Below are 26,756 nucleotides of genomic sequence, written 5' to 3' on the forward strand. Positions count from 1 at the left end.
CCGCGGCCACGGCCGCGGGCCGGTCACGGCTGTGCGCTCACGCGGTGGCGTCGAACATCGGCAGATAGCCGCCGGACTGGCCGGCCGCCGTCGGGTGGTAAGAGTCCCCGATGTTGAGCCAGTTGACGCTGTGCAGCCAGGACGCACCGGAGCAGATCTCATGACCGGTGAACGTTCCGACGACGCTCGCGAAGGCGTAGCCGTGATCGGCCGCGCGCTTGGCGGTCGCCGCGTTGAGATGGTCCGCGGCGCCGTTGATGGCGCGCCGCTCGTTCTCGCTCAGGCCGGCGACGCAGGTGCCGTTGAGCTTGTAGAAACGGGGATAGCCGAGGACGACGACCCTGGCCGCGGGTGCCTTGGCGCTGATCGCCGAGTACACCTGGTCGAGCTTTCCGGGCAGGGTCGAGTCGACGTACGCCTTCGCCTGTTCGATCCGGTTGAGACACGTGGACTCGGACTGCAGTACGCAGGTGGTCATGACGTCGGCGAAGCCGGCGTCGTTGCCGCCGACCGTGATGGAGACGAGGTCGGTGGCGGACGTGAGCGGGGCGAGCTGACTCGCCGTGACATCACCCGTACGGGCGCCGGAGCAAGCGGTGAACGCGAACGAGGAGGGTGAATTGGCGTTGGCCCAGAGCCTCGGGTAGGCCCGGGTGCTGCGCTTGCAGTTACCGCTCGCGCTGTCGTAACTGCCGGCTCCTACGCCTGAGGAGTAGGAGTCGCCGAGCGCCACGTAGTCCAGGGACTGGGGGGTGGCGTCGGCCTGCGCCGGGCCCGCTCCCGTGAGAGCGAGGACGGCGCCGAGAAGGAGTGAGGATGAGAATGCCGCGACTCGGGACAGTTTCATGGAACCTCCCTTTAGCAGGATCTCTGCCTCAACTTTCGTAGCAGCGGACAGACTTCACCGGAAGTGTCCATGCCAAGAATTGTTACCGACGAGTCAGTGGGGCGATTGGGGCGGTACCGCACAGGGACGCTGATCAACCGTCAAAAGCCTGAAAACAGGACTCTCTGAGGGGCGGCGCGGTGCCAGGGTCCGTACGCGCTGCGGCGGCTGACGGTGCGGCGCAGCACTGGACCGGCCGAGTTCGAACGGCTCGTCGAAGGGCGCGCCCCCATCGCGAACTTCGCCAAGGACCGGGCCCTCACCAAGGGCTGCGCCGTGGCGCGCCGTGCCCGACGGGCCGCCGCACCCGTCCGCCGCTGAACCGTCCACGGCCGCCGCACCGGGCAAAAGACGGTGCGGCGGCCCGGGCCGTGCCGGATCATGGGCGGCATGTCTGCCAACCCCAAGGACGCACTGCCGATCCGGCTCAACGTCGACGACAGCGACTCGCCGTCCGACGTCATCGACGCGCTGTTCCTCGGCCGTTTCGCGACGGGCGAGCAGCCGTACTCGCACAGCTCCTCGATCGACCGCGTCAGGCCCGGTGCGACGATACTGCCGGCCGGGGCCTCGGTCCTGCGTTCGGCGCGCGACGACGACCGCAGCGCCACGCTCGCCGAGGGCGACGGATGGACGCTGCTGGTCTCGCGCTGGAACCGCGGCGCGGACGTCACCGTCACGGCGGTCAGCTCCGAACTCGCCGAGAAGACCCTCAAGGAGGCGACGGACGGCGCGGCGGACGAACCGGAGCCGGAGCCCTCGAACGTGACCATGGGCTTCTGGTACGTCTCACCGCGCCGTGGCCCGCACCGCACCACACGGCAGATCGCGGCCGGTACGTGGGAGGAGGTCCGGGCCAACTACACCGCGCCGGTCGCCGACGCGATGGACCGCCTGATGAAGGTCACGCCGAACGACATCGCGGGCCGGCTGCTGCTGCTCCACGGTCCGCCCGGCACGGGCAAGACGTCCGCCCTGCGGACGCTGGCCCGCTCGTGGCGCGACTGGTGTCAGGTGGACTGCGTCCTGGACCCGGAGCGGCTGTTCAACGACGTCGGCTACCTGATGGACATCGCCATCGGCGAGGACGAGGGCACGGCCAAGGGCCGCTGGCGGCTGCTCCTGCTGGAGGACTGCGACGAGCTGATCCGCGGCGAGGCGAAGCACACGGCGGGGCAGGCGCTGTCCCGCCTGCTCAACCTGACGGACGGTCTGCTGGGCCAGGGCCGCAACGTCCTGGTCGGCGTCACCACCAACGAGGACCTCGAACGCCTCCACCCGGCGGTCGTCCGCCCCGGCCGCTGCCTCGCCCGCATCGAGGTCGGCCCGCTGACCCGGCCTGAGGCGGTGTCGTGGCTCGGCACGGAGCAGGGCGTGGGTCGCGAGGGCGCGACGCTGGCGGAGCTCTACGCCCTGCGCCGCGGCACGCCTCCGGCGTCGGTCCCGCCGCAGACGGGGGGCGGCACGGACGCGGGCCTGTACCTCTGACGCGGGCCGGGGCGGACTTGAGGCGCGGGGGTACGGGGCAGCGCCGCCAAGACCCTGCGCGGAGTGCCGTACGGGGCCCGCGGGTTGCCCCGCCACGCGGCGGAGCCGCACATCGGTACTCCGCACATCGGTGCAGCGGGAAGGGGCGACGTGCGGAACAGGCCGGCCGAGGCCGACCCGCGTGCTACGCGCCCCCGTAGACCGCCCGCACCGCCGCCTCCGCCGCCTCCCGCGCCTCCTCGCGGGAGAGGCCGAGGCGACGGGCCTGCGTCGCGAACTCCGCCGCCGCCTCCGCAGCACGCCGGGCCGCCGCGTCACCCGCCGCCGCCACGAACGTCCCGTTGCGCCCCCGCGTCTCGATCACCCCGTCGCTCTCGAGCGCCCGGTACGCCTTGGCCACGGTGTTCGCCGCCAGCCCCAGTCCCTGCGCGAGGCCCCGCACGGTCGGCAGCCGGTAGCCCACCGGCAGCGCGCCCGAGCGGGCCTGCTCGGAGATCTGAGAGCGCAGTTGCTCGTACGGTGCGTCGGAGGCGTCGGCGTCGATCGCGATGTTCAAGGTCACATCGGGAATTCTCCCCCATCGGCCGGTTAATTCGGAGGCGAAGGCCCCTGCGCACCCGTAGCGTGCGTGCTCATGACTGTGATCGTCCGTGATTTCCGTCCCGAGGACGCCGAGGCCGTGACCCGGGTACGGCGCGCCTGTATGCCTTTCGAGGTGACGACACCCGCGTCCCTCCTCTTCGGGGTCGAGACCGCCCACCCCGCCAAGAAGTACCGGCTGCTGGTCGCCGAGAAGGACGGGGAGCTGATCGGCACGGCCCACGCCGGTATCGCGTACGACTCCTCCGAGCCGGGCCAGTCGTTCGTCACTCCCCATGTGCACCCCGACCACCGCGGTCACGGCGCGGGCGGTCTTCTGCTGCGCGTCGCCGAGGAGCATCTCGCGGCGGAGGGCGCGACGAACGTGTACGCATGGGTGCTGGAAGACCCCGAGAACCTCGCGTTCGCACAGCAGCGCGGCTACCGCCCCACCCGCCCCGCGCACTTCCAGCGCCTCGACCTGGCGAACGGCCCGCTCCCCGAGGTGCCGGCCCTGCCCGCGGGCGTCGAACTGCGCACCGCCGCCGACTTCGAGGCCGACCCGCGGCCCATGTTCGAGGCGGACGCCGAGGCGACCTCGGACGAGCCGGGTGACATCAGCACCGACTTCGACGACTACGAGGACTGGATCAACCACACCTGGAACGACCCGCTGCTCGACCGGCGCCTCTCCACCGTCGTCGTGATCGACGGCAAGGTCGCGGCCTACACCGCCGCCCTGACCGACGGCGCCACCCGCTATCTGAGCGGCATGACCGGCACCATGCGCGCCCACCGGGGCAAGGGACTGGCCAAGCTCGCCAAGACCGACTCGCTGCACCGGGCCCGCGCGGCGGGCCTCACGGACGCGTTCACGAGCAACGACGCCGACAACGGCCCGATGCTCGCGATCAACAGGTGGTTCGGGTACCAGATCTGCGCGACGGAGGTCCGTCATGTCCGCGCCCTCGATTGACGTACGGCTGGTCAAGGCCGGTGCGACGAAGATCCGCTATCCCGCGGAGCTGCTCACCGACGACGGCACTCATCTCGCGGTCCGCGCCCTGTGGGCGGCGCCGGGCGTGCGCGACTTCGGCTTCGTACGCTTCGAGCCGGGGGACGTGTTCACCGAGCACTACTGGCGGGACCGCTGGTACTCGGTCAAGGAGGTCCGCAGCGGCGACGGCACGCTCAAGGGCTGGTACTGCGACATCACCCGGCCCGCCGTCCTGGCTCAGGGCGGCGGCGAGCTGAGCGTCGAGGACCTGGACCTCGACCTGTGGGTGTCCGCGGACGGCCGGGAGATCCTCCGGCTGGACGAGGACGAGTTCGAGGAGAGCGGCCTGGCCGGCCGCGACCCCAAGGCGGCGGAGCAGGCCGTCCTGGCCCTCGACGAGCTGGAACGGCGCGCCCGCACGGGCCGCTTCACCGAGTTGCTGAGGTCGTGAACGGGTGAGGGGCGGGACACCACGGTGACCCGCCCCTCATGTCCTGCCCGTCGTCGCGGATCAGGCGGCCGGCCGGCCGCGCACGACGAGCCTCTTCAGGCACGGCCAGGCGAGCAGCACCACGATCACCGCGTACACGGTCACCGAGAAGGGCGTGTTGACGAGTCCGACGGCGCTGCCGTCACTGATCTGGAGCGCGCGCCGCAGCTGCTGCTCCGCCGCCGGACCGAGGATGACACCGATGACGGCGGGCAGCACGGGCAGCCCGTAGCGCCGCATGCCGAAGCCGATCAGACCGATGATCAGCAGGATCACCAGGTCGATGGCCTCACCGCCCACCGCGTACGCGCCGACCGCCGCGAAGAACAGGATGCCGGCGTACAGGTACGGCCGCGGGATGCGCAGCAGCTTCGCCCAGAGCGGTGCGAGCGGCAGGTTGAGCGCGAGCAGCAGCACCATGCCGACGAACAGCGAGGCGATCAGGCCCCAGACCAGGTCCGCCTCGCGCTCGAAGAGCAGCGGGCCCGGCTGGATGCCGTACTGCTGGAACGCGGCCAGCATGACCGCGGCGACGGCCGTCGTGGGCAGGCCGAGGGTGAGCATCGAGACGAGCGTGCCCGCCGCGGACGCGGAGGCGGCCGACTCGGGGCCGGCCACGCCCTCGATGGCGCCCTTGCCGAACTCGTTCTTGTGCTGGGAGAGCCGCTTCTCCGTGACGTACGACAGGAAGGTGGGGATCTCCGCGCCGCCGGCCGGGATCGCACCGAACGGGAAGCCGATGACGGGACCGCGCAGCCATGGCTTCCAGGTGCGCTTCACATCGGACTTCGCCAGCCACGGCCGGCCGACCGGGATCGCGTCGCCGCTGGTGCGCCGCAGATGGGCGGCGACCCACAGGGCCTCGCCGATGGCGAAGAGTCCGACCGCGACGATGACGACGTCGATGCCGTCGGCGAGCTGGAGCGACCCGAAGGTCAGGCGCTGCTGGCCGGTCATCTGGTCGAGGCCGACGAGACCGAGGGTGAGGCCGATCAGAAGGGAGGCGAGCCCGCGGATGCGTGAGGAGCCCAGCACCGAGGTGACGGCGACGAACGCCAGCACCATGATCGCGAAGTAGTCGGGAGCGCCGATGCCGACGGCCAGTTCGGCCACCCTCGGTGCGAGCACGACCAGCAGGATCGTGCCGATCATGCCACCCGCGAAGTGGCCCCCCGCGGCGGCCGCCAGCGCCTGCGCGCCGCGCCCCGCCTTCGCCATCGGATTGCCCTCGATCGCGGCGACCACCGCCGCGCTCTCACCGGGCGTGTTGAGCAGGATCGAGGTGGTGGAGCCGCCGAACATGGCCCCGTAGTAGATGCCGGCGAACATGATGAACGCGCCGGTCGGCTCCAGGCCGTACGTCACGGGAAGCAGCAGCGCGACAGCCATGGCCGGCCCGATGCCGGGCAGAACGCCGATCGCCGTGCCGAGCAGGACGCCGATCGCCGCCCAGAGCAGGTTGATCGGGGTGAGCGCCGTGCCGAAGCCGTCGAGGAGGGAGTTCAGGGAATCCATCAGAGCACTCCCATCAGTGGGCCGCCGGGCAGCGGGACGCCGAGCAGGTTGTCGAAGACGTAGAAGGTGACGAGAGAGAGGACGGCCGCTATCAGCGGGTCACGGTCGATACGCCGACTGCCGAGCGCGTAGGCGGAGCCCCAGAAGAGCAGCGCTCCGGAGATCGGGAAGCCGAGCGGTCCGATGAGGACGGCGCCTGCGAGGAACACCCCGGCGAGCAGGAGCACCGTCCGCCAGTCGCCCGGCTCGGAGAGGTCGATGTCCTCGCCGCCCTCCGCCTCGCCCCGGCCGCCTCTGAGCACGTCGATCGTCAGGAGGACGGCGACGACCAGCAGACCGATGCCGATGGCGATCGGGACGGTCCTGGGGCCGACGGGCCCGCGCTGGGCGATGTCGACGTCCATGGTGAGCGCGTCGGTGAGGACGAGGACACCGATGACGAGCAGCAGCAGTCCGACGCCGAGCTCGGAGTGTTCACGCAGCCAGGAGCGCCGGCCCTGGGTCTCGGTCGTGCTCACAGCCCCAGCTCCTTCAGCACCTGGTCGACGCTCTCGTCCTGCGCTTCGAGGAAGTCGCCGAATCTGTCGCCGGTGAGGAAGGCGTCGTCCCAGCCGTTCTTCTTCATGGAGTCCCGCCATTCCTGCGAGTCGTGCAGCTTCGTGACAAGCCCGATGAGCTTGTCGCGCTCGCCGTCGGACAGGCCGGGCGGTGCGACGATGCCGCGCCAGTTGGTGAACTCGGCGTCCAGGCCCGCCTCGCGCAGGGTGGGCGCGTCGAGGCCGGGGACCCGCTTCGGCCCGGTGACCGCCAGCAGCCGCAGCTCGCCGGACCTGATCTGGTCGAGGTACTCGCCGACGCCGGAGACGCCGAAGGCGACCTTGTTGCCGAGGATCGAGGCGAGCAGTTCGCCGCCGCCGTCGAAGGGGATGTAGTTGACGGACTTGGGGGCGATCCCCGCGGCCCGCGCCATCAGCATCGGCGCGAGGTGGTCGGGCCCGCCGGGCGACGAGCCGCCGCCGACCGGCAGTTTGCCGGGGTCCTTCTTCCACGCCGCGATCAGCTGGTCGATGGTCTTGTACGGGGAGTCCTTGGACACGACGACGATGTCCTGCTCCTCCGTGAGCCGGGCGATCGGGGTGGTGTCGGCGAGCGTCTTGGGCGCCTTGTTGGTGTGCACGGCTCCGACGACGCCGAGCCCCATGGACATGGCCAGCTTGCCGTTGCCGTGTTCGCCGACGAGCCGGGCCAGACCGACGGTGCCGCCGGCGCCGGGGAGGTTGAAGACCTCGATGTTGTGGGTGAGCCCTGCGTCCTCGGCGTTCTTCGCGGCGGTGCGCGCGGTGATGTCGTAGCCGCCGCCGGGGGTGTTGGGAACCATGAACCGCAGACCGGGGATCCGGGTCCCGGTTTCGGCACCGCTGCCCGTGGTGAGCAGCGGCGGCCCCACGAGCACCAGCAGCGCCGCCCCGAGCAGGGCAATGGGGGTGCGCAATCGCACGGGATCGCCTCTCGTCGTGGATGTGTGAAGTGGCCCACATGTTGCCCGTGCGTCAAGAAGCTGTCTCTCTTCCGGAATCAACGGAGGTTGTGGTCCTTGTGGTCGCGGCTTAGCGTGTCGGCGTGACCAAGGTGCTGGTGGTGGACGACGACTTCATGGTCGCCAAGCTGCACAGCCGATATGTGTCCGCGACGGACGGGTTCACGGTCGTAGGGGTGGCCCACAGTGGCGCGGAGGCGCTGCGCGCCGCCGAGCGGCTGCGGCCCGACCTCGTGCTGCTGGACATCTATCTGCCCGACATGGACGGGATCGCCGTGCTGCGCGAATTGCGGGCGGCGGAGCAGCGTGACGCGGCGCGACCGACCGCGGACGCCCTGTTCATCACGGCCGCTCGCGATGCGTCCGTCGTCCGCTCCGCACTGCGTGCGGGCGCTCTGCACTATCTGATCAAGCCCTTCAACCAGGCCGCACTGCAGGAGCAGCTCCGGCACGTGGCGGCGCTGCGTTCACGCCTCGACAGGCTGGACGAGGCCCGTCAGGAGGACGTCGACCAGATCTTCGGCCCCCGCCCGCCCGGCTCCCGCGAACTCCCCAAGGGCCTCGCACCCCACACTGCGGAGCTGGTGGAGCGCATCCTGCGCGAGCACCCGGGCGACCTGTCCGCCTCCGAGTGCGCGGAGGCGGGCTCGCTGTCCCGGGTGAGCGCCCGCCGGTATCTGGAGTACTTCGCGGAGACGGGACGCGCCGAGGTGACCCTGCGGTACGGCGGCGCGGGCCGCCCGGAGCGGCGCTACCGTCGGATCGGCTGACCCGCACTCGCCTGCCGTGGAGCGCACTCCGGCTCCAGCGGTTCGGGCGACGGAGCCGCTTCGAACGCGGCCACCTCCCGGAAGGTCCTGAGAGCCACGCGCAGCTGCGGGTGCATCGTCAGGGCCGGCAGCAGCACTCACCGCCGCCGCAACCAAGGGCGAGCACACGCTCGTTGCCGCGTGGGAGACCGCGTTCCAGCAACTGGGGTACCGCCTCGTCATCGATGGGCGACTTCATCGGGTGATCGGCATGGGCGAGCCCGGAGGGCCGTTCTCGATTCACCGGCGCACCCTGACAGCAGCAGGCGTCACACGCACCTCGATTTCATCCTTGCGGAATACCCCTGGGGGTAAGGAGGTTGGGGACGGAGACCCAGTGATCTCCTGGGCGGCGGTCGGCGCCGAGTCATCGCGTCGCCGCTCCCGGGTCCCGAGACCGGAGCAGACATGATCCCCGACACGGCGCGTGGCAGGGACCGTTCCTTCCTCTTCGTCCTCGGCAGCTCCCGCCCTGCCGGCAACACCGAGATCCTGGCGCGGGCAGCCGCCGAGCATCTGCCCCCCGGGGTCCCGCAACGCTGGATCGACCTGGCCCGACTGCCGTTGCCCGACTTCCAGGACGGACGTCATGAGACCGACACGTGGCCGGTCAGGGAGAACGAGAAGGTGCTTCGGCAGGCCACTGTGGGGGCCACCGACATCGTCATCGCCTCACCCCTGTACTGGTACACCCTCTCCGCGCAGACCAAGCGTTACCTGGACTACTGGTCGGGCTGGCTGACGACGCCCGGCTCGGACTTCAAGGAGCGGATGGCGGGCCGCACCCTGTGGGGCGTGACCGTCATGGCGGACGACGACGAGGCCGTGGCCGACGGGCTGGTGACCAGCCTCAACCACACGGCGGCTTACCTGCGGATGCGCTTCGGCGGACTGTTGTTCGGCAACGGCTCCCGGCCCGGCCAGGTACGCCAGGACGAGCGGGCGCTCATCCGTGCCAAGACCTTCTTCGGGCGTGAGGCCCCGCTCGCCCGGTTCCCCCACGAGGAAGCGGCGGCCGGAAGGCGTTAGGACGTTGTCCCGGCCCCCGGGGACGGGACCCGCCCCGTATGGCCCCGATGGCCGACCTGCGGAAGTCAGGGCCATCGGGAGCCTGCGGCGATCGCCGATCACCATGGTCAGCGCCGTATGGGCCATGCCGGGCATCATCCCGGCCGTTCGGGGGATGCCCTGGCCGTCTCCGGCAGGCCGCCGGCCCCGGGGGCATCCATGGTGAAACGGAAGGGAGACGCGATGCCGCTCTATCTGTCGAGGTTCAGCTATACGCCGGAGACCTGGGCGAGGCTGATCGGCCATCCGGAGGACCGCGCAAAAGCCGCTCAGGCATACATCGAATCCGTCGGCGGGAAGCTCCATGGCTTCTGGTACGGCTTCGGCGCACACGACGGCTACAACCTGTGGGAGGCTCCCGACAATGTGTCCATGGCTGCGGTTGCGCTGGCGATCAGCGGAGGCGGCGCGCTGAGTTCGTTCGAGACAACCGTTCTCCTGACGGTCGATGAAACGATGGCCGCCCTGCGCCAAGCCGAGGGAATCCGCTACCGGGCTCCTGGCGCGTAGCGGTCGGGATCATTGGACGAAGACCGGTCAGGGCTTCGGCTGTGGTGCGGCGAAGAACAGCGACCGTGGGACCACCGAAGCACGTCACAGGCCACATGAGCGCGCACTTCCTGAGGCCCTCCTTACCGCTGCCTTAAAGGGGCCATAAGGATCGCCGTCACCCCGCCCCAGCAGGCGATTTCACGGGTGCGAGCGGCTAGCTTGCTGAGCGCCGGGGCCGGTTCGGGCAGTCGGTGCCGAAGTCCGCGGGGGGCTGTGCCGCCCGCTCGAGCCGGGTCCTTCGTCCCCCCATAGCCGCTTGAAGGAGAACGTCCCCATGACCGCTCGCCGCAAGGTCACCATGGTCGCCGCACTCGGTCTCGCGCCGCTCGCGCTCGCCGGTCTGAGCGCCGCGCCGGCGTCCGCGCACGGTTCGATGACGGACCCGGTCAGCCGGATATCCGCGTGTTTCGCGGAGGGGCCGGAGAGCCCGGATTCGGCGGCGTGCAAGGCGCTGGTCGCGGCGGGCGGGACGCAGCCGCTGTACGACTGGAACGAGGTCAACATCGCCGACGCGGCGGGGAACCACGAGCAGTTGATCCCGGACGGCAAGCTGTGCAGCGCAGGCCGTGACAAGTACAAGGGGCTGGACCTGCCGCGCGCGGACTGGCCGTCGTCGCCGATGGCGTCCGGGAACCACACCTTCCGTTACAAGGCGACCGCACCGCACAAGGGCTCCTTCGAGCTGTATCTGACCAAGGACGGGTACGACCCCACCCAGCCGCTGAAGTGGTCGGACCTGGAGGAGAAGCCGTTCGCCTCGGTCACGAACCCCAAGTTGGAAAACGGTACTTACGTCTTCGACGGCATCGTGCCGAACAAGTCGGGCAGGCACCTGATCTACTCGATCTGGCAGCGTTCCGACTCCCCCGAGGCCTTCTACACCTGCTCCGACGTGGTCTTCGGCAAGGACAACGGAGGCAGCGCGGCTGCCCCGGAGGCGAGTGCGCCCTCGGAGGAGGACATCAAGGACGGGGCGGAGAAGTCGACCGTCGACCACGGCGGTCATGGTGGTGACGACCACGGCGGGCAGGCGGCCGTGCAGGACGAGCAGCCGGCGAGGAACGCGCCGGAGGCGAAGGGGGCCGAGGAGCCCGCGGCCGTACCGCCGGCCCCGGAGACGTCCGGGGAGAACCTCGCGGAGACGGGCGGCGACAGCGGCACCACCTCCATGGCGATCGGCGGCGCGGCCGCCCTGGCGATCGGCGCGGCGGCGCTGTTCGGGCTCGGTCGGCGCCGTACCTCGACGGCGGGTGGGCGCCACAGCCGCTGAGCGACGACACGTGAAGGCCGGTCTCCGCTCGCAGAGAGCGGAGACCGGCCTGGTGCGTGCGGTCAGTCGAAGACCGACGCGCAGGTGGTGGGTTCCGCGTGCGCCGGGTCGAGCGCGTTGACGACCTCGTGGTACGCGATCAGGTCGAAGACGCCGATCGCGACGTGCTCGGAGAAGTCGATGGGGCAGAGGTCCTGGAGAAGTACGTTGCGGACGTTCGGCCCGCTGAGGTACTGCGACTGCCAGGGGGTGACCACCTCGTCGTAACGGGTGGCGATCACGGTGTACTTCACGCCGGGGACGGTGTCTCCGCCCTCGTTGAGCCTGGTGATGAAGTCGGATCCGATGACCTGGTCGGCGAGGCCGGGGGTGTGCTCGCCGAGCAGGGCCGCCGCGCCCGGGAAGTACGGCAGCAGCTCGGTGAATCCGTTCAGGGTGGTGCCGTGGTTGTTCGGTGCGATTCCGACGAGGGCGTTGACCTTCTCCGCTCCCCCCAGGAACTTGAGGTAGTAGCGCGGCATCATGCCGCCCTGGGAGTGGCCGACGATGTCTGCCTCCAACGCACCGGTGGCGGTGAGGACCCGGTCGACGTACCCGGAGAGTTGCTCTGCCGATTTGTCGATGGGGCCGAGGCCGTGGAAGAAGGGCACGTTCGGGAGCTGCCCGTAGTCCAGGGAGAAGACGCAGTAGCCGCGCTTCACCAGGTACGGCGCGAGGGCGAGCCAGTTGTCGACGGAGTTCCCGAGGGTGCCGTGGACGAGGACGACGGGGCGGGGGTGGGCGGCGGAGGGCTTGCAGTCGTAGTTGTTCCAGCCACTGCTGGGGGCGGCGGTGGTGGATGCGGCGGCGGCGGTGGCGGCAGGGGTCAGGGCGAGTGCCACTGCGAGCATGAGGGCTGACAGCGGTCTGAGCGCACGTTTCCAAGGCAGCATCGGTGGGGTCTCCTTGCGGCTCAAGGGAGTTCGATGGCTGGGATGTGCTGTTCTGCTCACGACAACTTACGGGTGAGTAACCACCACTGGGAAGTTACGCGTCGGTAAATACTGACTTTCTTTCAAGACTTACGAGACGCCCTGTAGCGCAGCTCAGAGGGGCGGCCGGTGCGGCTCAGGCCGCCAGCGACCCCGGCACGACGGCCCGCGGACCGAACTTCGCCCGGGCCCGGTCCGCCACCTCCTCGATCCGGCGCGCCCGGTCGTCGGCCGCATCGAAGGTCAGCTGCCGTGCGGCCCGTTCGGCGGACCTCAGGCCCTCGGCCCGCAGCATCAGACCCCGCACCCTGGCCCGTTGGAGCCCCAGTGCCGCGTGGAGCGCGTACGCGGTGCCGGCGAGTGCCGCCGAGTGGGCGGTCGGCTCGCGCAGGGTGCGGGTACGGGTGGTGGTGGACCGGTCGGCGTAGCGCACGGAGAGCGTCAGCGACCCGCACACCTGGCGCTCGCCACGCATCCGCGCGCCCAGTTCCCCGGCGAGCGAGAGCAGTGCCCTCCGGTGCTCCGCCTGTTCCAGCTCATCGATCCCGAAGGTTCGTTCGGCGGCCATCGACCGCGAGAGGGCGTTCGGCACGACCACCGTACGGTCGATGCCGCGCGCCCGTTCCCATGCCTCGCGCCCGGCCCGCGCACCCAGGATCCGCTGGACCACGGCGAGCGGCGCTCCGGCGAGCCGGCCGACGGAGTCGAGTCCGTATGCGCGCAGGGTGCGGGCGGTCACCGGGCCCACCCCGTCGAGCACGGCGACCGGCTTGGCAGCCAGGAAGGCCGCGGACTCCTCTTCCGACACCACCAGGGTCCGACCGGGCACGGCCTCCCGAGCCGCCATCCTGGCGAGCATGGGTACGGGGCCGGCGCCGATCACGCAGTCCACGCCGCAGTGCGCGAGCGCCCGCACCCGCAGCAGCGCGGCGAGCTGGGCCGCGTCCCGTCCGAAGTACCGCTCCGCGCCCCGGACGTCGACGAGCGCCCCGTCCGGCGGCAGGGCCTGGACGACCGGGCTGATGTCCTCGGCCAGGGCGAGCAGCGCGGGCAGCGCCGCCTCGGCCCCTGCCGTTTCGGGCGTCGGGGCGAGCAGGAAACGCACGTAGAGGATCATCCGGCGCTCCCAGGGCTCTGGTGCCACAACTTCCTTCCGCCTGCGGCCCCTTCGCCGGCAGGCTTGAGGTCGGCCCACGGGTTGAGTTCATAGCCGGTCGGCAGCTGGATACGGCGGCCGTTGTCGGCCCCGGACCCGTCCGCCTCCGGCACGGGCGCCGCCAGCCGGGCGGCGACCGCGTCGAGACCGCCGGTGCGCCGCAGTTCCACCAGCTCGGCGAGGTTCCAGGCGGCCGCGCCCACCACGCTGATGCTGCGCGGTCCGCGCCGCTGCACCACTCCGCGCACCAGCAGCAGCCACGAGTGGAAGACGGTGTGGGCGCAGGCGGCGTGGCTGTCGTCGAAGAAGGCGAGGTCGACCAGGCCGGTGCCGTCGTCGAGCGTGGTGAAGATGACCCTCCTGCCGGAGCGGATCGGCGGTGTCTGGGTGGCCGCCTTGGCGCCCGCGACGAGCACCGTCGCCCCGTGCGGCGCGCCGCGCAGCCGCTGCGCGGAGAGCACACCCAGCTCGGCCAGGAAGGCGTGGTGATCCGCCATCAGATGGCGGGAGGCGTCCATGCCGAGCACACCCAGCTCAGCGCTGAGGCGTTCGGCGTCGCCGAGATCGGGCAGACCGACGGGGGCGGTCTTCCGCCCCTCGGCGAGCGGGAGCTGACTGCCGTAGGAGGCGGCGCCGCGCTGGGTGCGGTGCAGTTCGGCAAGGTGCAGCAGCAGATCGCGGCGGTTGGCGCCGAAGGCGTCGAGCGCGCCGACCTGGGCGAGCCGCTCGGCGACCGGCCGCCCGGGGCGGGCCCGTTGCCAGAAGTCCAGCAGCGAGGAGTACGGCTGTCCGGCCTCGATACGGGCCGCCTCCGCCTTGCTGATGCCGTGGACGTCCGAGAGCGCGAGCCGCAGCCCCCACCTCCCGGAACCCGCACCACCGGACACCAGTTCGATTCGATGGGCGACCGCCGAACGGTTCACGTCCAACGGCAGCACCGGCACGCCGCGCCGCCGTGCGTCCGCCAGCAGCAGCCGCTTCGGATACATGCCCGGGTCATGGGTGAGCAGCCCGGCGTAGAAGGCGGCCGGGTGGTGCGCCTTGAGCCAGGCCGACTGATACGTCGGCACGGCGAACGCGACCGCGTGCGCCTTGCAGAAGCCGTACGACCCGAAGGCCTCGACGATCTCCCAGGTGCGGCCGATCACCTCGGGCGCGTATCCCTTCGCCCCGGCGTTCTGCACGAACCAGGCCTTGATCCTCCCCTGCGACTCGGGGTCGGACAGACCGCGCCGCACCCGGTCGGCCTCGTCCCGGCCGCAGCCGGTCATGATGTCCAGGATCTCGATGATCTGCTCGTGGAAGACCACCACCCCGTACGTCTCCCTCAGCGGCCCCTCCAGGTCGGGATGCGGATAGCGGGCGGGCGCACGGCCGTGCCGGGCCTCGATGAACGGCCGCACCATGTCGGCCGCGACGGGGCCGGGCCGGAACAGCGAGATGTCGACGACCAGATCGCCGAAGGTCTCCGGCTGCAGCCGCCCCACCAGATCGCGCTGGCCCGGCGACTCGATCTGGAAGCAGCCCAGCGTCTCGGTCGACTTGATGAGCCGGTAGGTGTCCGGGTCGCCCGGCGGTACGGCGTCGATGTCGACCTCCTCGCCGCTCGCCCTGCGTACCTCGGCGACCGCGTGCGCCATCGCCGACTGCATCCGCACACCGAGGACGTCCAGCTTGAGCAGCCCGAGCTCCTCCACGTCGTCCTTGTCGAACTGCGACATGGGGAACCCCTCGCCGCTGGTCGGCATCACCGGCGTACGGGTGAGCAGCGAGGCGTCGGAGAGCAGCACGCCGCACGGGTGCATGGCGATCCCCCGGGGCAGCGCGTCCAGTGCCTCGACCAGCTCCCAGAGCCTGCCGTGCTCCTCCCCCGCCACGTCGCGCAGTTCGGGCAGCTCCTCCAGGGCGGCGCGGGCGTCGCGCGCCCGGATGTGCGGGAAGGACTTGGCCAGCCTGTCGATCTCGGCCGGGTCCATGGACAGGGCGGCGCCCACGTCCCGTACCGCGTGGCGCACCCGATAGGTCTCGGGCATGGCGACGGTCGCGACCCGTTCCTCGCCGAAGCGGCCGATGATCGCCCGGTAGACCTCGAGGCGGCGGGCGGACTCCACGTCGATGTCGATGTCGGGCAGGACGCGACGGCGCTTGGACAGGAAGCGCTCCATCAGCAGTCCGTGCTCGACCGGATCGGCGTGTGCGATGCCGAGGAGGTGGTTGACCAGGGAGCCGGCCCCGGAGCCGCGGGCCGCGACCCGGATGCCCATTCCCTTCACGTCCTCCACCACCTGGGCGACCGTCAGGAAGTAGGAGGCGAAGCCGTGGTGGGCGATGATGTCCAGCTCGTGGTGCATCCGCTCCCAGTACTCGCGCCGGCCCTCGTAACCGCGCAGCACCATCCCGGCGGCCGCCCGGGAGGCCAGCACCCGCTGCGCCGTGCGGTACTCGGCGCCGACCAGGCCCGGCTCGGGGAAGTGGACGCTGCCGATCCCGAGGTCGTCCTCGGGGTCGACCAGGCACTCGGCGGCCGCCTCCTCCGTCATGGCGAGCAGCCGGTGCGCGGTGTCGCGTCGGAAGCCGGCGGCCTCGGCGACCCGCTCCGCGAGGTGGGCCATCGCCGCCGGGTCCTTGAGCCAGCGCTCGCCGCTGTCGAGGCCTTTGCGCGGGTCGATCGGCACCAGGCGGCGGGCCGCGTCGAGGACGTCGGCGACCGGGCCCTGACCGGGGTCGGCGTAACGGACGGCATTGGTCAGCACGGCCCGTACGCCCTGTTCGGCGGCGAGGCCGAGCGTACGGGCGGCGTGCCGCAGCGAGCCCGCGCCGGTGCCGGTGCGGCCGTGGTGCACGACCTCCAGACACAGCCGGTCGCCGTACCGCTCCCGCCAGGGGACGAGCAGTTCGGCGGCGTGGTCCGGGCGGCCGGCGGCCAGTGCGCCGCCCACCTCGGAGGACGGGCCGAGCAGCACGGTCAGCCCGTCGCCGTGGTTGTCGTCCCACGGCAGCAGCGGGCTGCGCGGGTCGATCGCATGGGCAGCGGTGATCATCCGGCACAGCACGGCCCAGCCGCGGCGGTCACGGGCGAGGAAGACGGTACGGGGCGCGGACTCGTCGACGAACGCTCCGCCGCGCACCGGTGTGCGGCGCCGCTCCGCGGGCCCGTGCTGCCGCTCCCGCTCCCCCACGGCGAGGTCCACCCCGAACAGCGGCCGCACACCCTCCTTGGCACAGGCCGAGGCGAAGCGGACCGCCCCGGCGAGGGTGTCGCGGTCGGTCAGCGCGAGGGCGTCCATGCCGCGTTCGGCGGCACGGACGGCCAGCCGCTCCGGGTGGGACGCCCCGTATCTCAGGGAGAACCCGGAAACGGTGTGCAGATGCGTGAAGCCTGACACCTGCACCTCCTGGATCAGCCGTTCTCACCTCCCCCACCTCCCACCATAGACCAGTTTCGAACATGCGTACGACACATTGTCCGCTGTCCGTCCGCCGGCCTATACGGTGGCCCGCGGCCGCGGCGAGGCGGTACCGGTACGGCCCGGCAGCGCGGCCGTCAGGAGCACGCCGACCGCTGCCACGGCAGCGAGGACCGTCAGCGTGGGCGCCGTCGCGGAGCCGGGCACTTCGGCAGCCCCGGCGAGGGCCGTCAGCGTGGTCGCCGCGGCCACTCCCAGCGTCGGGCCGATGTTCATGGCGGTCTGCTGGAGTCCGCCCGCCACCCCGGCGTGCTCCGCGGGCGCATGACGCACGACGACCGCCGTCGCGGTGACCATCACGGCCCCGAAACCGGCACCCACCAGGAAGAAGCCGGTACCGATAGCCACCGCGCCCGACGCCCGGTCGAGGCCGGAGAGCTCGAGGGCACCCACGGCGAGGAGGCCCATCGCCACCGCGGCCGTCCGGCGCGGAGCGCAACGACGCAGCAGTACGGCGCAGACCGGCGCGCCCAGGACCATCGCCACGGCACCGGGCAGCGCCCGCAGAGCGCTGCGGAAGGGGTCGAGACCGAGGACGTCCTGCAGGAAGTAGGTGCCGGTGAACAGGGCACCGAACAGCACCGCCGACCCGGCCACCAGAATGCCGAGGGCCGAGGCGACGGCCGCCGACCCGAGCACCTCCGGCGGCACCAGGGGGCACCGGGTGCGCCGTTCGTGCCGTACGAACGCGACACCGGCGATCACGGTCGCGGCGAATCCCACCGCGGTCGCCGCCGCCCGGCCGGCTTCCGGCATGCCGACGAGCGTGTGCACCAGGCAGACCAGGGTCACCGCGAGCAGGCAGGCCCCGGCCAGGTCGAGCCGGGCGCCGGACGCCGCGGCGGGCTCGGGGTCGGTGGACACAGGGTCGGCGGACTCCGAGTCCACAGGCTCCCGTACGGCAAGGACGAGCAGTCCGATCGTCAGCGCCGGTACGACGTTGAGGAGGAAGACCGCCCGCCAGCCGAACTGCGCCGCGAGCGCCCCGCCGGCCAGCGGCCCTGCGGCGGCCGCCACGCCGATGACGCTGGTGCGCAGCGCGATGGGCATCCCCAGTCGGTCGGGCGGGAAGGCCGCCCGCAGCATCCCGAGAGTGGCCGGCTGCAGCAGCGCTCCGAAGACGCCCTGGGCGACGCGCAGCGCGATCACCCAGCCGATGTCCGACGCCAGGCCGATTCCCGCAGAGGCCGCGCCGAAGCCGAGGATCCCGGCGACGAACACCTGCCGGTGGCCGTACCGGTCACCGAGGCGGCCGGCGAAGACGAGCAGGCTCGCCACCGCGATCAGATAGCCGGTGCTGGTCCACTGGACCTGCTCGAAGGAGGCGTGCAGATCCCGTTGCATCGTGGGCTGCACGATGGTCAGCACCGTTCCGTCGAGAGCGACGATCCCGGCGCCCACGACACTGCCTGCCAGCGTGATCCGGCGGTGGGACACGCTCACCGGGCCACCGGACCGAGGTGGGCGTCCAGCACGGCTCGCAACAGCGGCTCGACGTCGTCGGTGCCGGTCGCGAGCTGGAGGCTGCCCCAGCCCCACAACTGGGCCACGCCGTGCAGATTCGCCCACAACGCGGTCGCGACGACCTGCGGCGGGGCCTCTCCGGGACGCGGCCGCACCTGGGCCACGGCGTCCACGAACCTGCCGAAGAGCGGCAGGCTGGTCTCCCGCAGACCGAGCTGGCCGCTTTTCAGCAGGTCATGGCGGAACATCAGCTCGAACATGCCGCCGTCGGTCCGTGCGAAGTCCAGATACACGCGGCACAACTCGGCGACCCGGGCGCGCGGATCCTGCTCGTGGGCCTCGCCGACCTCGGCGGCCCTGCGCGCCAGGTCGGCGAAACCCTCCCGGGCGATGGCGGACAGCAGGGACAGATGGGTCGGGAAGTAGCGGCGGGGAGCACCGTGCGAGACGCCCGCGCTGCGGGCGATCTCCCGGAGGGACAGCGCCTCCACTCCCCTACTGGTCACCAGCTCGACCCCCGCAGCCACCAGCCGGGCCCGCAGGCCCTCGTCCTGTTCAGTCATAGACACTGTCTACCGCAGTCGGTAGACAGTGTCTACCCTCCAGGGGGGGCCATGCCTGCTTGGTCCATTCGGCCCCGCACCGCCTGCGGCGGCCATGGACGCCGGCGACCGTCTGGGCCATGGCCCAGACGGTCGCCGGCCCGCGGCACTGCGACGCCGCGGTCCGGCGCCTGCCCCGCCCGGCTGACGACCGCCGCAGGCGCCACCCACCCGCGCACACCTGGTGCCCCGCCCACGGCGAAGGGCCGGCCCCGCCACGTTCGACGTGACGGGGCCGGCCCCCTCGAAAGCAAACGCCGTCAGCCGATTTCAGCGCCGAAGACCGACAACGCCTCCGTCACCGGCTGGAAGAACGTCTCGCCGCCCGACGTACAGTCCCCGCTGCCGCCCGACGTGAGGCCGATCGCGGTGTCGCCGGAGAAGAGCGAGCCGCCGCTGTCGCCCGGTTCGGCGCAGACGTTCGTCTGGATGAGGCCTTCGACGATGTCGCCGTTGCCGTAGTTGACGGTCGCGTCGAGACCCGTCACCTCACCGTCGTGGACCTGGGTGGTGGAGCCGCTGCGCGTCACCTGCATGCCGACGGTCGCGTCGCCCGCCCGGGTGATCGCCTGCGAGCCGCCGTCGTAGAGGTTGACCTCACTCGGGTGCTCCGTCGCGCCGTCGTACTTCACCAGCGCGAAGTCGTTGCCCGGGAACTGCGAGTCGACCATCGTGCCGATCGCCGCGCCGCCCGCGGAGTCGGACCACTCGCTGCCGGACTGCCCGCAGTGCCCGGCGGTGATGAAGTGCGGCTCACCGTCCTTGACCACGTTGAAGCCGAGCGAGCAGCGTCCGCCGCCGGAGTGGATGGCGTCGCCGCCGGCGATGAAGGGCTTGAACTCGCCTGCGGTCTTCTTGAGCTCCGCCTTTGCGCCGAGGCTCTTGACGACCTCCTGCAGCTTGGTCCAGTCGGTCCCCTCGACCGTGCGGTCCGCGGTGACGACCACCTTGTTGGTGACCGGGTCGGTGGCCCAGGAGGTGCCCGGTATGGTCGCCTTGTCGGAGAGCGTCTGCCGTGCGCTCTTCAGCTCGACGAGGGTGTTCTCGACGATTCTGGCCTTGCCGCCCGCCTCGCGCACCGTCTGCGCCGCGTCCTCGCTCAGCACGTTCACGATGAGCGCCTTGGCCTTGGCGTCGTAGTACGCCCCGGCCTCCGCGGCACCCAGGTCCGCCTTCAGCGTGAGCGCGAGGTCACCGGCCGCCGGGGCCGTGAGGGCCTTCACGTCGAACTGCTCGGTGCTGTCGCTGGCGTTCGCGCTCTGGAGTGTGACGCCCGCGGCGACGACGGCGACGATCACGCCGCCTGCCACTGCCGCTTTCCGTTTGGGTATGCGTCGGTGCTTCAACTTCGACCTCCTGTGGGGGCCGCGCCCGAACAAGTGGGGTGCCCGGACGCGGAGGATGAGCCGCCCACTATTCCGAGGCGCCGCACTCGCACACAAGGTCGACCACCGGACGGACACACGACAACACGGGTGCGTTCACAGCCTCTTCACAGGGGTCCGGGAGGCCGGGAGCGGAATCAGGCGGCGTGCCCCTCTCCTGATGGGTAATCATCGGACGTGCGGGGAAGCTCATGATGTCCGCACGGGACATCTGCACGGGTGCACGGTGAAGGGGGCGTTCGGGTGCGACGTCGGGTGCGCGTGGCGGACGGGCGGCATCTGATGGTGGAGCGACTGGGCGATCCGCGCGGCAGACCGGTCTTCCTGCTGCACGGCACGCCGGGCAGCAGGCTCGGCCCCGCGCCGCGCGGCATGGTGCTCTACCAGCGCGGCACACAGCTCATCGTCTACGACCGCCCGGGGTACGGCGGTTCCGACCGGCTCGCGGGCCGCAGCGTCGCCGATGTCGCCCAGGACGTACGGGCGATCGCCGACGAGTTGGGACTGGAGCGGTTCGCCGTGGTGGGCCGTTCCGGCGGCGCGCCGCACGCACTCGCCTGCGCGGCCCTGATGCCCGACCGGGTCACCCGTGCCGCCGCACTGGTGACACTCGCACCCAGGGACGCGGACGGTCTGGACTGGTTCGAGGGCATGGCCGCGTCGAACGTCACCGAGTACACCAGTGCCTCCGCAGACCCGGCCGGTCTCGTGGAGCGGTTCACGCTGCGCTCCGCCGAGATCAGGAAGGACCCGGTGCGGCTGCTGAACGACCTGCGCAGGGAGCTCACCGACTCCGACCGCATGGTCGTCTCCGACGCCGGCCTCAGATCCATGCTGCTGCGCAACTACCAGGAGGCGCTGCGCACTTCGGCGTACGGATGGATCGACGACGCGCTGGCCTTCTGCAGCCCGTGGGGTTTCGACCCGGCGGACATCCAGGGACCGGTGATGCTGTGGCACGGGGAGAAGGACGTCTTCTCCCCGGTGGGCCACTCCCGCTGGCTTGCCCAGCGCATTCCGGGAGCGACGGCCGTCCTGGAGCCGGCCGCCGCACACTTCGACGCCTTTCACGCGCTGCCCCGCATCCTCACCTGGCTGCTCGAGGACTGAGCTCCCCGCGCACCCGCCCGGCAGGGCCGGGCGGGAAGGGCGACCGCCCGGCCCCGACGCAGGGGCCGGCACCGGGACGGTGACAAGCGGCCCCCGCCGCCCCGGCTCACACCGCGAGCGGCTCCAGGTCGCGGTAGACACGGCGTTCGTCCTTCGCGATCCGGGTGAGCGCGTGCTCCTCGCCCATCAGCCGCTGCAACTCCTCCACGGTCTCCGCCCGCGTCTGCGCCGCCTCGTCCTTGCGCCCGAGCAGACCGAGCGTGACGGACATGTTGGAGGCGATGCCGAGCACCTCGGGGTGGTGCGCTCCGAGCACGTCGCGCAGCCGGGCCACGGTCCGCTGCTCGATCTCCAGGGCTTCGTCGCAGATGCCCAGGTCCGCGAGGGCGTTGGCGAGGTTGATCGTGCTGTAGAGGGCGTGCGGATGGTTCTCCCCCAGCACCTCCCGCATCGTCGCGACGACGTTCTGCAGCAGCCGCTCCGCGGTCTCCGGCGTCCCGCAGCCCCACTCGTAGATCCCGAGGTTGTTGATCGCGGCCAGGGTGTACGGGTGCCGTTCGCCCGGCACCTGCCGGTACTGGTCGACGACCTCCTGCGCCAGGTCCCGTGCCGCCACCGGCTCTCCTGCGGCGAACAGGTCGGCCGCCAGGTTCAGGTCGCAGGCCAGCGAGTCCGGGTTGGCGGAGGTGTACTTGGCACGGTAGCGGTTGCGGGTCGCGGTCGTCAGCCTGCGTGCGTCCTCCAGTCGGCCGGCCCTGCGCAGCGACACCGCGAGGCTCTTGGCCGCGGCCAGGGTGCCGGGGAACGCCCGGCCCAACTGCTCCTTGTAGACGTCGTAGGTGCGGCTGAGCACGGCCACGGAGTCCTCGTACCGTCCGACCTCCCTGAGGTCGCGGGCGAGGTTCATCGCGGAGGAGAGGGTGTACGGGTGCTCCGGGCCGAGCACCTCGGTGCGGCGGTCGAAGACCTCCTGGTCGATCTCGCGGGCCCGGGCGTACTGCCCGACCATGCGCAGGTTCAGCGCCAGGTTGTTGGCGGCGGCGAGCGTACGCGGGTGGGACTCGTGGAAGATCTGGCTGAATCCCTCGTGCGCCTCGGTCGCCAGCTCCATCGCCTTGCCGTAGTCGCCGAGCGTGCCGAGGTCCATCGCCAGGCCGCTGGTGGTCATGTACGTGTGCGGGTGGGTGGGGCCGAGGACGGCGCGCTGCCGATCGAGGGTCACCTCGTCGAGCTCCTTGGCCTCCACGTAACGGCCCTGGGAGCGGAGGATGTTGGAGAGATGGAAACGCAGGTACAGATACTGCCGGTCATCGTTGCCGAGCATGTCCTTCCACGCCTCGCGCAGATCGCTGGCGAGGGAGTAGGCGGTCTTCCAGTCACCGCGCTTCCACAGGTATCGCACCCGGTCGATCAGCAGCCTGCGGGTCTCCGGCTCCTTGCAGAACCTGGCCTCCGAGGGGCCGAGGTGCGGCCAAATGGTGTTGAACCGCGGCCAGGTCTCCGGGTTGTCGATCGGCTCGTCGTCGTCGGGCCTGGCACCGGCGAGAATGCGGTGGACGGCGTGCCGCGCGTCCATCTGCTCCTCCTCGCTCAGCTGCGCCCTGATGACGGCCTGCACGAGCCGGTGCACCTGGATGGAGTTGGACACCTGGTCGACCTTGGCGAGGGCGAACCGGCCGATCTCCCGGATGACCCGGCCGAGGACCAGCTTCTCCTCCAGGGAGGCGTCGTACGGCTTGAGGGCGTCGATCATCTCCTTGCTGTAGAGGAGGTTCGCGGAGATCGGCTCGGGTGCGAAGAAGGCACACAGCTGGAGAAGCCGGACCGCCGCGGGCGAGCGCTCCTCCAGCCGCTCGATGGACACGTTCCAGGTCGCGGCGACCGGCTCCGGGTAGCCGACGGGCTGGTTGAGCGCGAGGACGCTCGCGGCCTGTTCGCGCAGCTGCTCGAGGTAGGCGGAGACCGGTGTGGCGGTCTCCGCGATCCAGGCCGCGGCCTGTTCGACGGCGAGGGGCAGGTCTCCCACGGCGGTCGCCACCTGGTCGGCGTCCTCCGCGCTCAGACCCCGGGCACGCCGCTGGATGTGCTCGATGGACTCCTCGCGCAGGAAGACGTCGACGGGGAGCGCGTCGCCGTACTGCGACCAGGTCTGGTTCCTGGAGGTGACCAGCACGTGCCCGGGCCCGCCGGCGGGGAAGAACCGCTTCAGCTGCTCGGGGTCGTCCGCGTTGTCGAAGACCAGCAGCCAGCGCTTCGACGGCACTCCGCGCCGCAGCAGGTCTATGGCCTCCTGGGAGGCGGCGGCCATGTCCTCGCCGCCCTGCGCACCGAGCCGGACGGCCAGTTCGGCGAGTCCGGCGACCACGTCGTCGGGCTGCTCGGCCGAGATCCACCACACCAGGTCGTAGTCGGCCATGAAGCGGTGGACGTACTCGAGCGCGACCTGGGTCTTGCCGACGCCGCCGAGGCCGTAGAGGGTCTGCGGCTGCGGCAGCACCGCGGCCACGGCCATGCCACCGCCGAGCTGGTCCCGCATCCGCTCCAGGACCACCGAGCGGCCGGTGAATCCGGGGTTGCGGGGCGGCGCGTTCCAGATCTTGGGCACCGTTCCGGGGAACCGCGGACCGGGCGAGGACGGCTCCGGGAGCTGCACCGGGCGGTCGAGGGCGCGCAGCAGCGAACCGGTGGCGTGCACCTCGTCGAGCCGGAACAGGTCGACGGGGTTGCGGTCGATGTAGGGGGTGGTCAGCCTGACGTCGCCGACCCGGATCGGCAGCAGATGCCGCCGGCCACCGCTCGGGTCCTCGGAAGCGGCCCGCTGGAAGACCTCGACGGCCCGTGCGGACTTGAGGTACGCGCTGGACAGCAGCACGACCGTGCGTGCGGCGTTCTCCGCGGCGGCCGCGTCGATCTCCACCGGATCGCGTTCCGCCGACACGTCGCGCGGCACGACCCGGAAACCGGCCCGGCTGAGCACGTACTCGACCCAGTCGGCCCACATGCGGTTCTCTGCGACGTAGCTGAGGAAGAGGTCGGCGGGCAGGGCGGGGCGGCGGCGGGTGAAGGCGTCCCTGATGCGCAGCCGGACGTCCTCGTTGACCGGCGGCATCGAGGTGATCTGCCCGTCTGTGACGACGGAGGTGAGCCGCTCGAAGGCGGAGAGCAGTGAACTGGTGAGTCCGGCCTCGTCGCCGAAGGTCGCGAGCGTCTCCTCGTAGGCGTAGTAGGGCCGGTAGGGGATCTCCACCGCACCCCAGTAGGCGGTGGCCTCCTCGGCGGTGAGACCGCTGGGGAAACGGTCGAACTTGAGGCGCGCGAGGGCCCGTCCGGCGTCGGCCTTCTCCTTCTCTCCCTCGTCGATGCGCATCGGCACGGGGAGGATCTTGATGCCCCGGCCGCCGTACCGCTCGTCGATCTGCCGGGCGACGGAGGCGGCACCGTCGATCGACTGGTCGCTGAGCGTGAAGCAGTCGACGAGGACGTCGGGCAGATGGACGGTGCAGATGTCGGCGATGTCGCTGAGTCCGGTGCGGCTGTCGATGAGCACGTAGTCGTAGTTGGCCTTCATGTCGTCGCGCAGCGCGTCGAAGAAGTGCCCGCCGCCGAGGCGGTCGTAGAAGTTGTCCCAGTCGAAGGTGGACACGGTGGCGGAGTATTCGCGGTTCTGCTTGCCCGCGGAGACGAAGTCGAGCGTGCCGCCCTCGGGGAATTCCCAGCCGAGGCTCTCGGGGGTGAGGGAGACGGCGTGCGGCTGAATGCGCGCGTAGTCCAGGTGCCAGTCGGGGCGGCGCGGCTCGGGATTGGTCGCGGCCCAGGCGAACTCGGTGATCAGGTCGATCACACCGGTGGTGGCGCCGAGGGTGGACGGGTCGAGGAACGGGTGGAAGAAACGGTGCAGGCCGGGCGCTTCCAGGTCCCAGTCGACCGCCAGGACCCGCTTGCCGTTCGCGGCGAGGATCCAGGCGACGTTGGCCATGGCCATCGTGCGCCCCGTGCCTCCCTTGTACGAGTAGAAGGTGACGATGCGCCCGTCACGACTGGCTGTCATCCGTGTCCTCCGCATCAGGGGCGATGTCACGCACATTCGGGACGTAGTGGGTGGCGCCGTAGTCGGCCATCGGGCCGCGCAGACGCGGGCGTTCGCTGTGGCTGCCGCCGCCCGGTGGGGCGGGCGGGAAGACCTCCGCGTGGCGCAGGTACTCCTGGGCGGCCGCCTCCGCCACCTGGGGCAGCAGTTGCCCGAAGGCCTCCATCGTGTACACGCCCTTGGCCGCCGCCTGGCAGGCCGCCCGGCCGTGGCTCATGTGGTGCGGCATGGTGCGCTCCAGCTTCTCGATCAGCGCGGCCTCCGATTCGCGGCTGCTGTCCGGGTCGTCGCGGTTCCAGGGGACGACCACGCTCACCCAGGGGCGCGGCACCGCGTCGAAGGCGGCGAGTTTGCGCCGCCGGTCCTCGTTCTCCAGGGCCCAGCGGTCGACGAGCAGGATCTCGGGGCGGGTCGGCGGCTGGCCGGCGGCTGCCAGGGACTCGTGGTCGAACGAGGAGACGGTGGGCTGGTAGTTGAGCGAGCGCACCAGGTCCTGCGCGATGGACGCCAGCGGGCGCGCCGAGTCGGGGTGGTACGGATTCCAGTCCTGGGGTTGCTTGCCGTAGAAGTCGGCCGCCCGGCCGGGTGGCAGATCGTGGCTCGTGGGCGCGGCAACGGTGATGTGCATGGGCCGCGGACCGACGCTGGGCCTGCCGAAGGCGCTGGGTGCCTGACGGAATTCGACGGGACTGCCGGGCGCGAGCCGGGTGGTGTCGGCGACGCTCACAATCCGTTTCGCCAGCTCGTAGACGGCCGCCTCGTACTCCTCGGCGAATATCCGGAGCTTGATCAGCCCGTAGAGCCCGTCGGTCACATAGCGGTCGCCGAAGGCGCGGTGGTTGAACTGCAACCGCTCGGCGGGACCCGGGAGTTGTTCGGGAGGCATCGGCACCCATAACGCGGGGACGATCGCCTCCGCAGGGCGGTTGCTCTTCGCGTGATGGTAGATGGCCCGCTGGGCGAAGGCGTACCACTCCTTGCCGCACATCTCGCTGGCGAAGTAGCGGGGGGAGAAGAGCGGGACGAACACCCGGCAACTGGCGAGAACTTCACCCAGCCGTTCCGACCAGCCCTCTCCGGAGCGTATCTCCCGGTCCATGAAGCCGGCGGGAGCACCGGCCGGCAGATCGGTCATGGCCATCACATGGCCGACCAGGTCGCGGAAGAGCCGTTCGACCCACATGTCGGGGTCCGGGCCTCCCGCCCCGTACCGCGGTGTGTGCGCGTAGCTCAAGAAGAAGTACGGCCGATGGTCCGCCGCCCGCTGCGCTGAATCCGACACACGACCCCCGTCCTGCGTGAACGCCCGGCCCGACAGACACG

21 protein-coding genes and 1 pseudogene are annotated in these 26,756 nt (G+C 71.2%); 9 read left to right on the plus strand and 13 right to left on the minus strand.

The window, feature by feature from the left end:
• Positions 1–37 precede the first annotated feature (37 nt).
• Positions 38–847 (minus strand): SGNH/GDSL hydrolase family protein, encoded by an 810-nt coding sequence (locus tag IE198_RS10225; protein WP_189884968.1) that lies wholly within the window; start codon positions 845–847, stop codon positions 38–40.
• 171 nt (positions 848–1,018) lie between these two features.
• Here IE198_RS10225 and IE198_RS10230 point away from each other — a divergent pair.
• Positions 1,019–1,207, plus strand: a pseudogene (locus tag IE198_RS10230) (polysaccharide deacetylase family protein); the annotation flags it as partial.
• Between the two features lie 69 nt (positions 1,208–1,276).
• Positions 1,277–2,374 carry a DUF5925 domain-containing protein gene (locus IE198_RS10235; RefSeq protein ID WP_189884970.1) on the plus strand — a complete coding sequence of 366 codons (1,098 nt, stop codon included), beginning with the start codon at positions 1,277–1,279 and terminating at the stop codon, positions 2,372–2,374.
• Positions 2,375–2,558: 184 nt separating this feature from the next.
• On the opposite strand, the gene IE198_RS10240 is transcribed toward IE198_RS10235, so the two are convergent.
• Positions 2,559–2,936 (minus strand): GntR family transcriptional regulator, encoded by a 378-nt coding sequence (locus IE198_RS10240; protein WP_189884972.1) that lies wholly within the window; start codon positions 2,934–2,936, stop codon positions 2,559–2,561.
• Between the two features lie 72 nt (positions 2,937–3,008).
• Here IE198_RS10240 and IE198_RS10245 point away from each other — a divergent pair, with 72 nt between their 5' ends.
• A complete protein-coding gene (locus IE198_RS10245; protein WP_189884973.1) occupies positions 3,009–3,929 on the plus strand; it encodes a GNAT family N-acetyltransferase in 921 nt (306 codons plus the stop codon).
• The gene (locus tag IE198_RS10250) at positions 3,910–4,401 is read left to right on the plus strand and encodes a ribonuclease FAU-1 family protein (protein WP_189884975.1); all 492 of its coding nucleotides are present in this window, start codon (positions 3,910–3,912) and stop codon (positions 4,399–4,401) included. The genes IE198_RS10245 and IE198_RS10250 overlap by 20 nt, the downstream gene beginning before the upstream one ends.
• Positions 4,402–4,461: 60 nt before the next feature.
• Here IE198_RS10250 and IE198_RS10255 read toward each other — a convergent pair whose 3' ends face one another.
• The 3 genes from IE198_RS10255 to IE198_RS10265 are packed head-to-tail and all read right to left on the minus strand — an operon-like array spanning position 4,462 to position 7,453.
• Positions 4,462–5,955: a tripartite tricarboxylate transporter permease gene (locus IE198_RS10255; RefSeq protein WP_189884977.1), complete on the minus strand. Its 1,494-nt coding sequence runs from the start codon at positions 5,953–5,955 to the stop codon at positions 4,462–4,464.
• Positions 5,955–6,473, minus strand: coding sequence for a tripartite tricarboxylate transporter TctB family protein (locus IE198_RS10260; protein ID WP_189884979.1), 519 nt, complete (start codon positions 6,471–6,473; stop codon positions 5,955–5,957). Before IE198_RS10260 ends, IE198_RS10255 begins: the two co-directional genes overlap by 1 nt.
• The gene (locus IE198_RS10265) at positions 6,470–7,453 is read right to left on the minus strand and encodes a Bug family tripartite tricarboxylate transporter substrate binding protein (protein ID WP_189884981.1); all 984 of its coding nucleotides are present in this window, start codon (positions 7,451–7,453) and stop codon (positions 6,470–6,472) included. Before IE198_RS10265 ends, IE198_RS10260 begins: the two co-directional genes overlap by 4 nt.
• A gap of 155 nt (positions 7,454–7,608) precedes the next feature.
• On the opposite strand from IE198_RS10265, the gene IE198_RS10270 reads away from it, so the two are divergent.
• From IE198_RS10270 to IE198_RS10285, 4 genes are all read left to right on the plus strand, one after another.
• A complete protein-coding gene (locus IE198_RS10270) occupies positions 7,609–8,262 on the plus strand; it encodes a response regulator (protein WP_373299818.1) in 654 nt (217 codons plus the stop codon).
• Positions 8,263–8,709: 447 nt separating this feature from the next.
• Positions 8,710–9,330, plus strand: coding sequence for a flavodoxin family protein (locus IE198_RS10275; protein ID WP_189884983.1), 621 nt, complete (start codon positions 8,710–8,712; stop codon positions 9,328–9,330).
• 222 nt (positions 9,331–9,552) lie between these two features.
• Positions 9,553–9,879 carry a GYD domain-containing protein gene (locus tag IE198_RS10280; protein WP_189884985.1) on the plus strand — a complete coding sequence of 109 codons (327 nt, stop codon included), beginning with the start codon at positions 9,553–9,555 and terminating at the stop codon, positions 9,877–9,879.
• A gap of 316 nt (positions 9,880–10,195) precedes the next feature.
• Positions 10,196–11,191: a lytic polysaccharide monooxygenase auxiliary activity family 9 protein gene (locus IE198_RS10285; protein WP_189884987.1), complete on the plus strand. Its 996-nt coding sequence runs from the start codon at positions 10,196–10,198 to the stop codon at positions 11,189–11,191.
• Positions 11,192–11,253: 62 nt separating this feature from the next.
• On the opposite strand, the gene IE198_RS10290 is transcribed toward IE198_RS10285, so the two are convergent.
• From IE198_RS10290 to IE198_RS10315, 6 genes are all read right to left on the minus strand, one after another.
• Positions 11,254–12,123: an esterase/lipase family protein gene (locus IE198_RS10290; protein ID WP_189884988.1), complete on the minus strand. Its 870-nt coding sequence runs from the start codon at positions 12,121–12,123 to the stop codon at positions 11,254–11,256.
• A 175-nt stretch (positions 12,124–12,298) separates the two neighbouring features.
• Positions 12,299–13,279, minus strand: a complete 981-nt coding sequence (locus IE198_RS10295) for a DNA polymerase Y family protein (protein ID WP_189885118.1) — start codon at positions 13,277–13,279, stop codon at positions 12,299–12,301.
• Positions 13,276–16,704, minus strand: coding sequence for a DNA polymerase III subunit alpha (locus IE198_RS10300; RefSeq protein ID WP_189884990.1), 3,429 nt, complete (start codon positions 16,702–16,704; stop codon positions 13,276–13,278). The genes IE198_RS10295 and IE198_RS10300 overlap by 4 nt, the downstream gene beginning before the upstream one ends.
• A 99-nt stretch (positions 16,705–16,803) precedes the next feature.
• Positions 16,804–18,228: an MFS transporter gene (locus tag IE198_RS10305; protein WP_189884992.1), complete on the minus strand. Its 1,425-nt coding sequence runs from the start codon at positions 18,226–18,228 to the stop codon at positions 16,804–16,806.
• On the minus strand, positions 18,225–18,812 hold the full coding sequence (locus tag IE198_RS10310) for a TetR/AcrR family transcriptional regulator (RefSeq protein WP_189884994.1): 588 nt from the start codon (positions 18,810–18,812) through the stop codon (positions 18,225–18,227). The genes IE198_RS10305 and IE198_RS10310 overlap by 4 nt, the downstream gene beginning before the upstream one ends.
• 299 nt (positions 18,813–19,111) lie before the next feature.
• Positions 19,112–20,197 carry a S1 family peptidase gene (locus IE198_RS10315; protein ID WP_444545423.1) on the minus strand — a complete coding sequence of 362 codons (1,086 nt, stop codon included), beginning with the start codon at positions 20,195–20,197 and terminating at the stop codon, positions 19,112–19,114.
• A gap of 282 nt (positions 20,198–20,479) precedes the next feature.
• Between IE198_RS10315 and IE198_RS10320 the strand changes: the two genes are divergently transcribed.
• Positions 20,480–21,346, plus strand: a complete 867-nt coding sequence (locus tag IE198_RS10320; protein ID WP_229833813.1) for an alpha/beta fold hydrolase — start codon at positions 20,480–20,482, stop codon at positions 21,344–21,346.
• Between the two features lie 106 nt (positions 21,347–21,452).
• Here the strand turns inward: IE198_RS10320 and fxsT are convergent, their stop codons facing one another.
• Both fxsT and IE198_RS10330 read right to left on the minus strand, forming a co-directional pair.
• Positions 21,453–25,394 (minus strand): FxSxx-COOH system tetratricopeptide repeat protein, encoded by a 3,942-nt coding sequence (gene fxsT / locus IE198_RS10325; RefSeq protein ID WP_189884996.1) that lies wholly within the window; start codon positions 25,392–25,394, stop codon positions 21,453–21,455.
• Positions 25,378–26,715 carry a TIR-like protein FxsC gene (locus tag IE198_RS10330; RefSeq protein ID WP_189884998.1) on the minus strand — a complete coding sequence of 446 codons (1,338 nt, stop codon included), beginning with the start codon at positions 26,713–26,715 and terminating at the stop codon, positions 25,378–25,380. The genes fxsT and IE198_RS10330 overlap by 17 nt, the downstream gene beginning before the upstream one ends.
• Positions 26,716–26,756 lie beyond the last annotated feature (41 nt).

Source organism: Streptomyces xantholiticus, assembly GCF_014651015.1.
Lineage (GTDB): Bacteria > Actinomycetota > Actinomycetes > Streptomycetales > Streptomycetaceae > Streptomyces > Streptomyces xantholiticus.

Bases quoted from the DNA above. Each gene is read 5' to 3' on its own strand.
- IE198_RS10225 (WP_189884968.1), bottom strand. From the start codon at position 847: ATGAAACTGTCCCGAGTCGCGGCATTCTCATCCTCACTCCTTCTCGGC.
- IE198_RS10235 (WP_189884970.1), top strand. From the start codon at position 1,277: ATGTCTGCCAACCCCAAGGACGCACTGCCGATCCGGCTCAACGTCGAC.
- IE198_RS10245 (WP_189884973.1), top strand. From the start codon at position 3,009: ATGACTGTGATCGTCCGTGATTTCCGTCCCGAGGACGCCGAGGCCGTG.
- IE198_RS10250 (WP_189884975.1), top strand. From the start codon at position 3,910: ATGTCCGCGCCCTCGATTGACGTACGGCTGGTCAAGGCCGGTGCGACG.
- IE198_RS10255 (WP_189884977.1), bottom strand. From the start codon at position 5,955: ATGGATTCCCTGAACTCCCTCCTCGACGGCTTCGGCACGGCGCTCACC.
- IE198_RS10270 (WP_373299818.1), top strand. From the start codon at position 7,609: ATGGTCGCCAAGCTGCACAGCCGATATGTGTCCGCGACGGACGGGTTC.
- IE198_RS10275 (WP_189884983.1), top strand. From the start codon at position 8,710: ATGATCCCCGACACGGCGCGTGGCAGGGACCGTTCCTTCCTCTTCGTC.
- IE198_RS10280 (WP_189884985.1), top strand. From the start codon at position 9,553: ATGCCGCTCTATCTGTCGAGGTTCAGCTATACGCCGGAGACCTGGGCG.
- IE198_RS10285 (WP_189884987.1), top strand. From the start codon at position 10,196: ATGACCGCTCGCCGCAAGGTCACCATGGTCGCCGCACTCGGTCTCGCG.
- IE198_RS10290 (WP_189884988.1), bottom strand. From the start codon at position 12,123: ATGCTGCCTTGGAAACGTGCGCTCAGACCGCTGTCAGCCCTCATGCTC.
- IE198_RS10295 (WP_189885118.1), bottom strand. From the start codon at position 13,279: ATGATCCTCTACGTGCGTTTCCTGCTCGCCCCGACGCCCGAAACGGCA.
- IE198_RS10310 (WP_189884994.1), bottom strand. From the start codon at position 18,812: ATGACTGAACAGGACGAGGGCCTGCGGGCCCGGCTGGTGGCTGCGGGG.
- fxsT (WP_189884996.1), bottom strand. From the start codon at position 25,394: ATGACAGCCAGTCGTGACGGGCGCATCGTCACCTTCTACTCGTACAAG.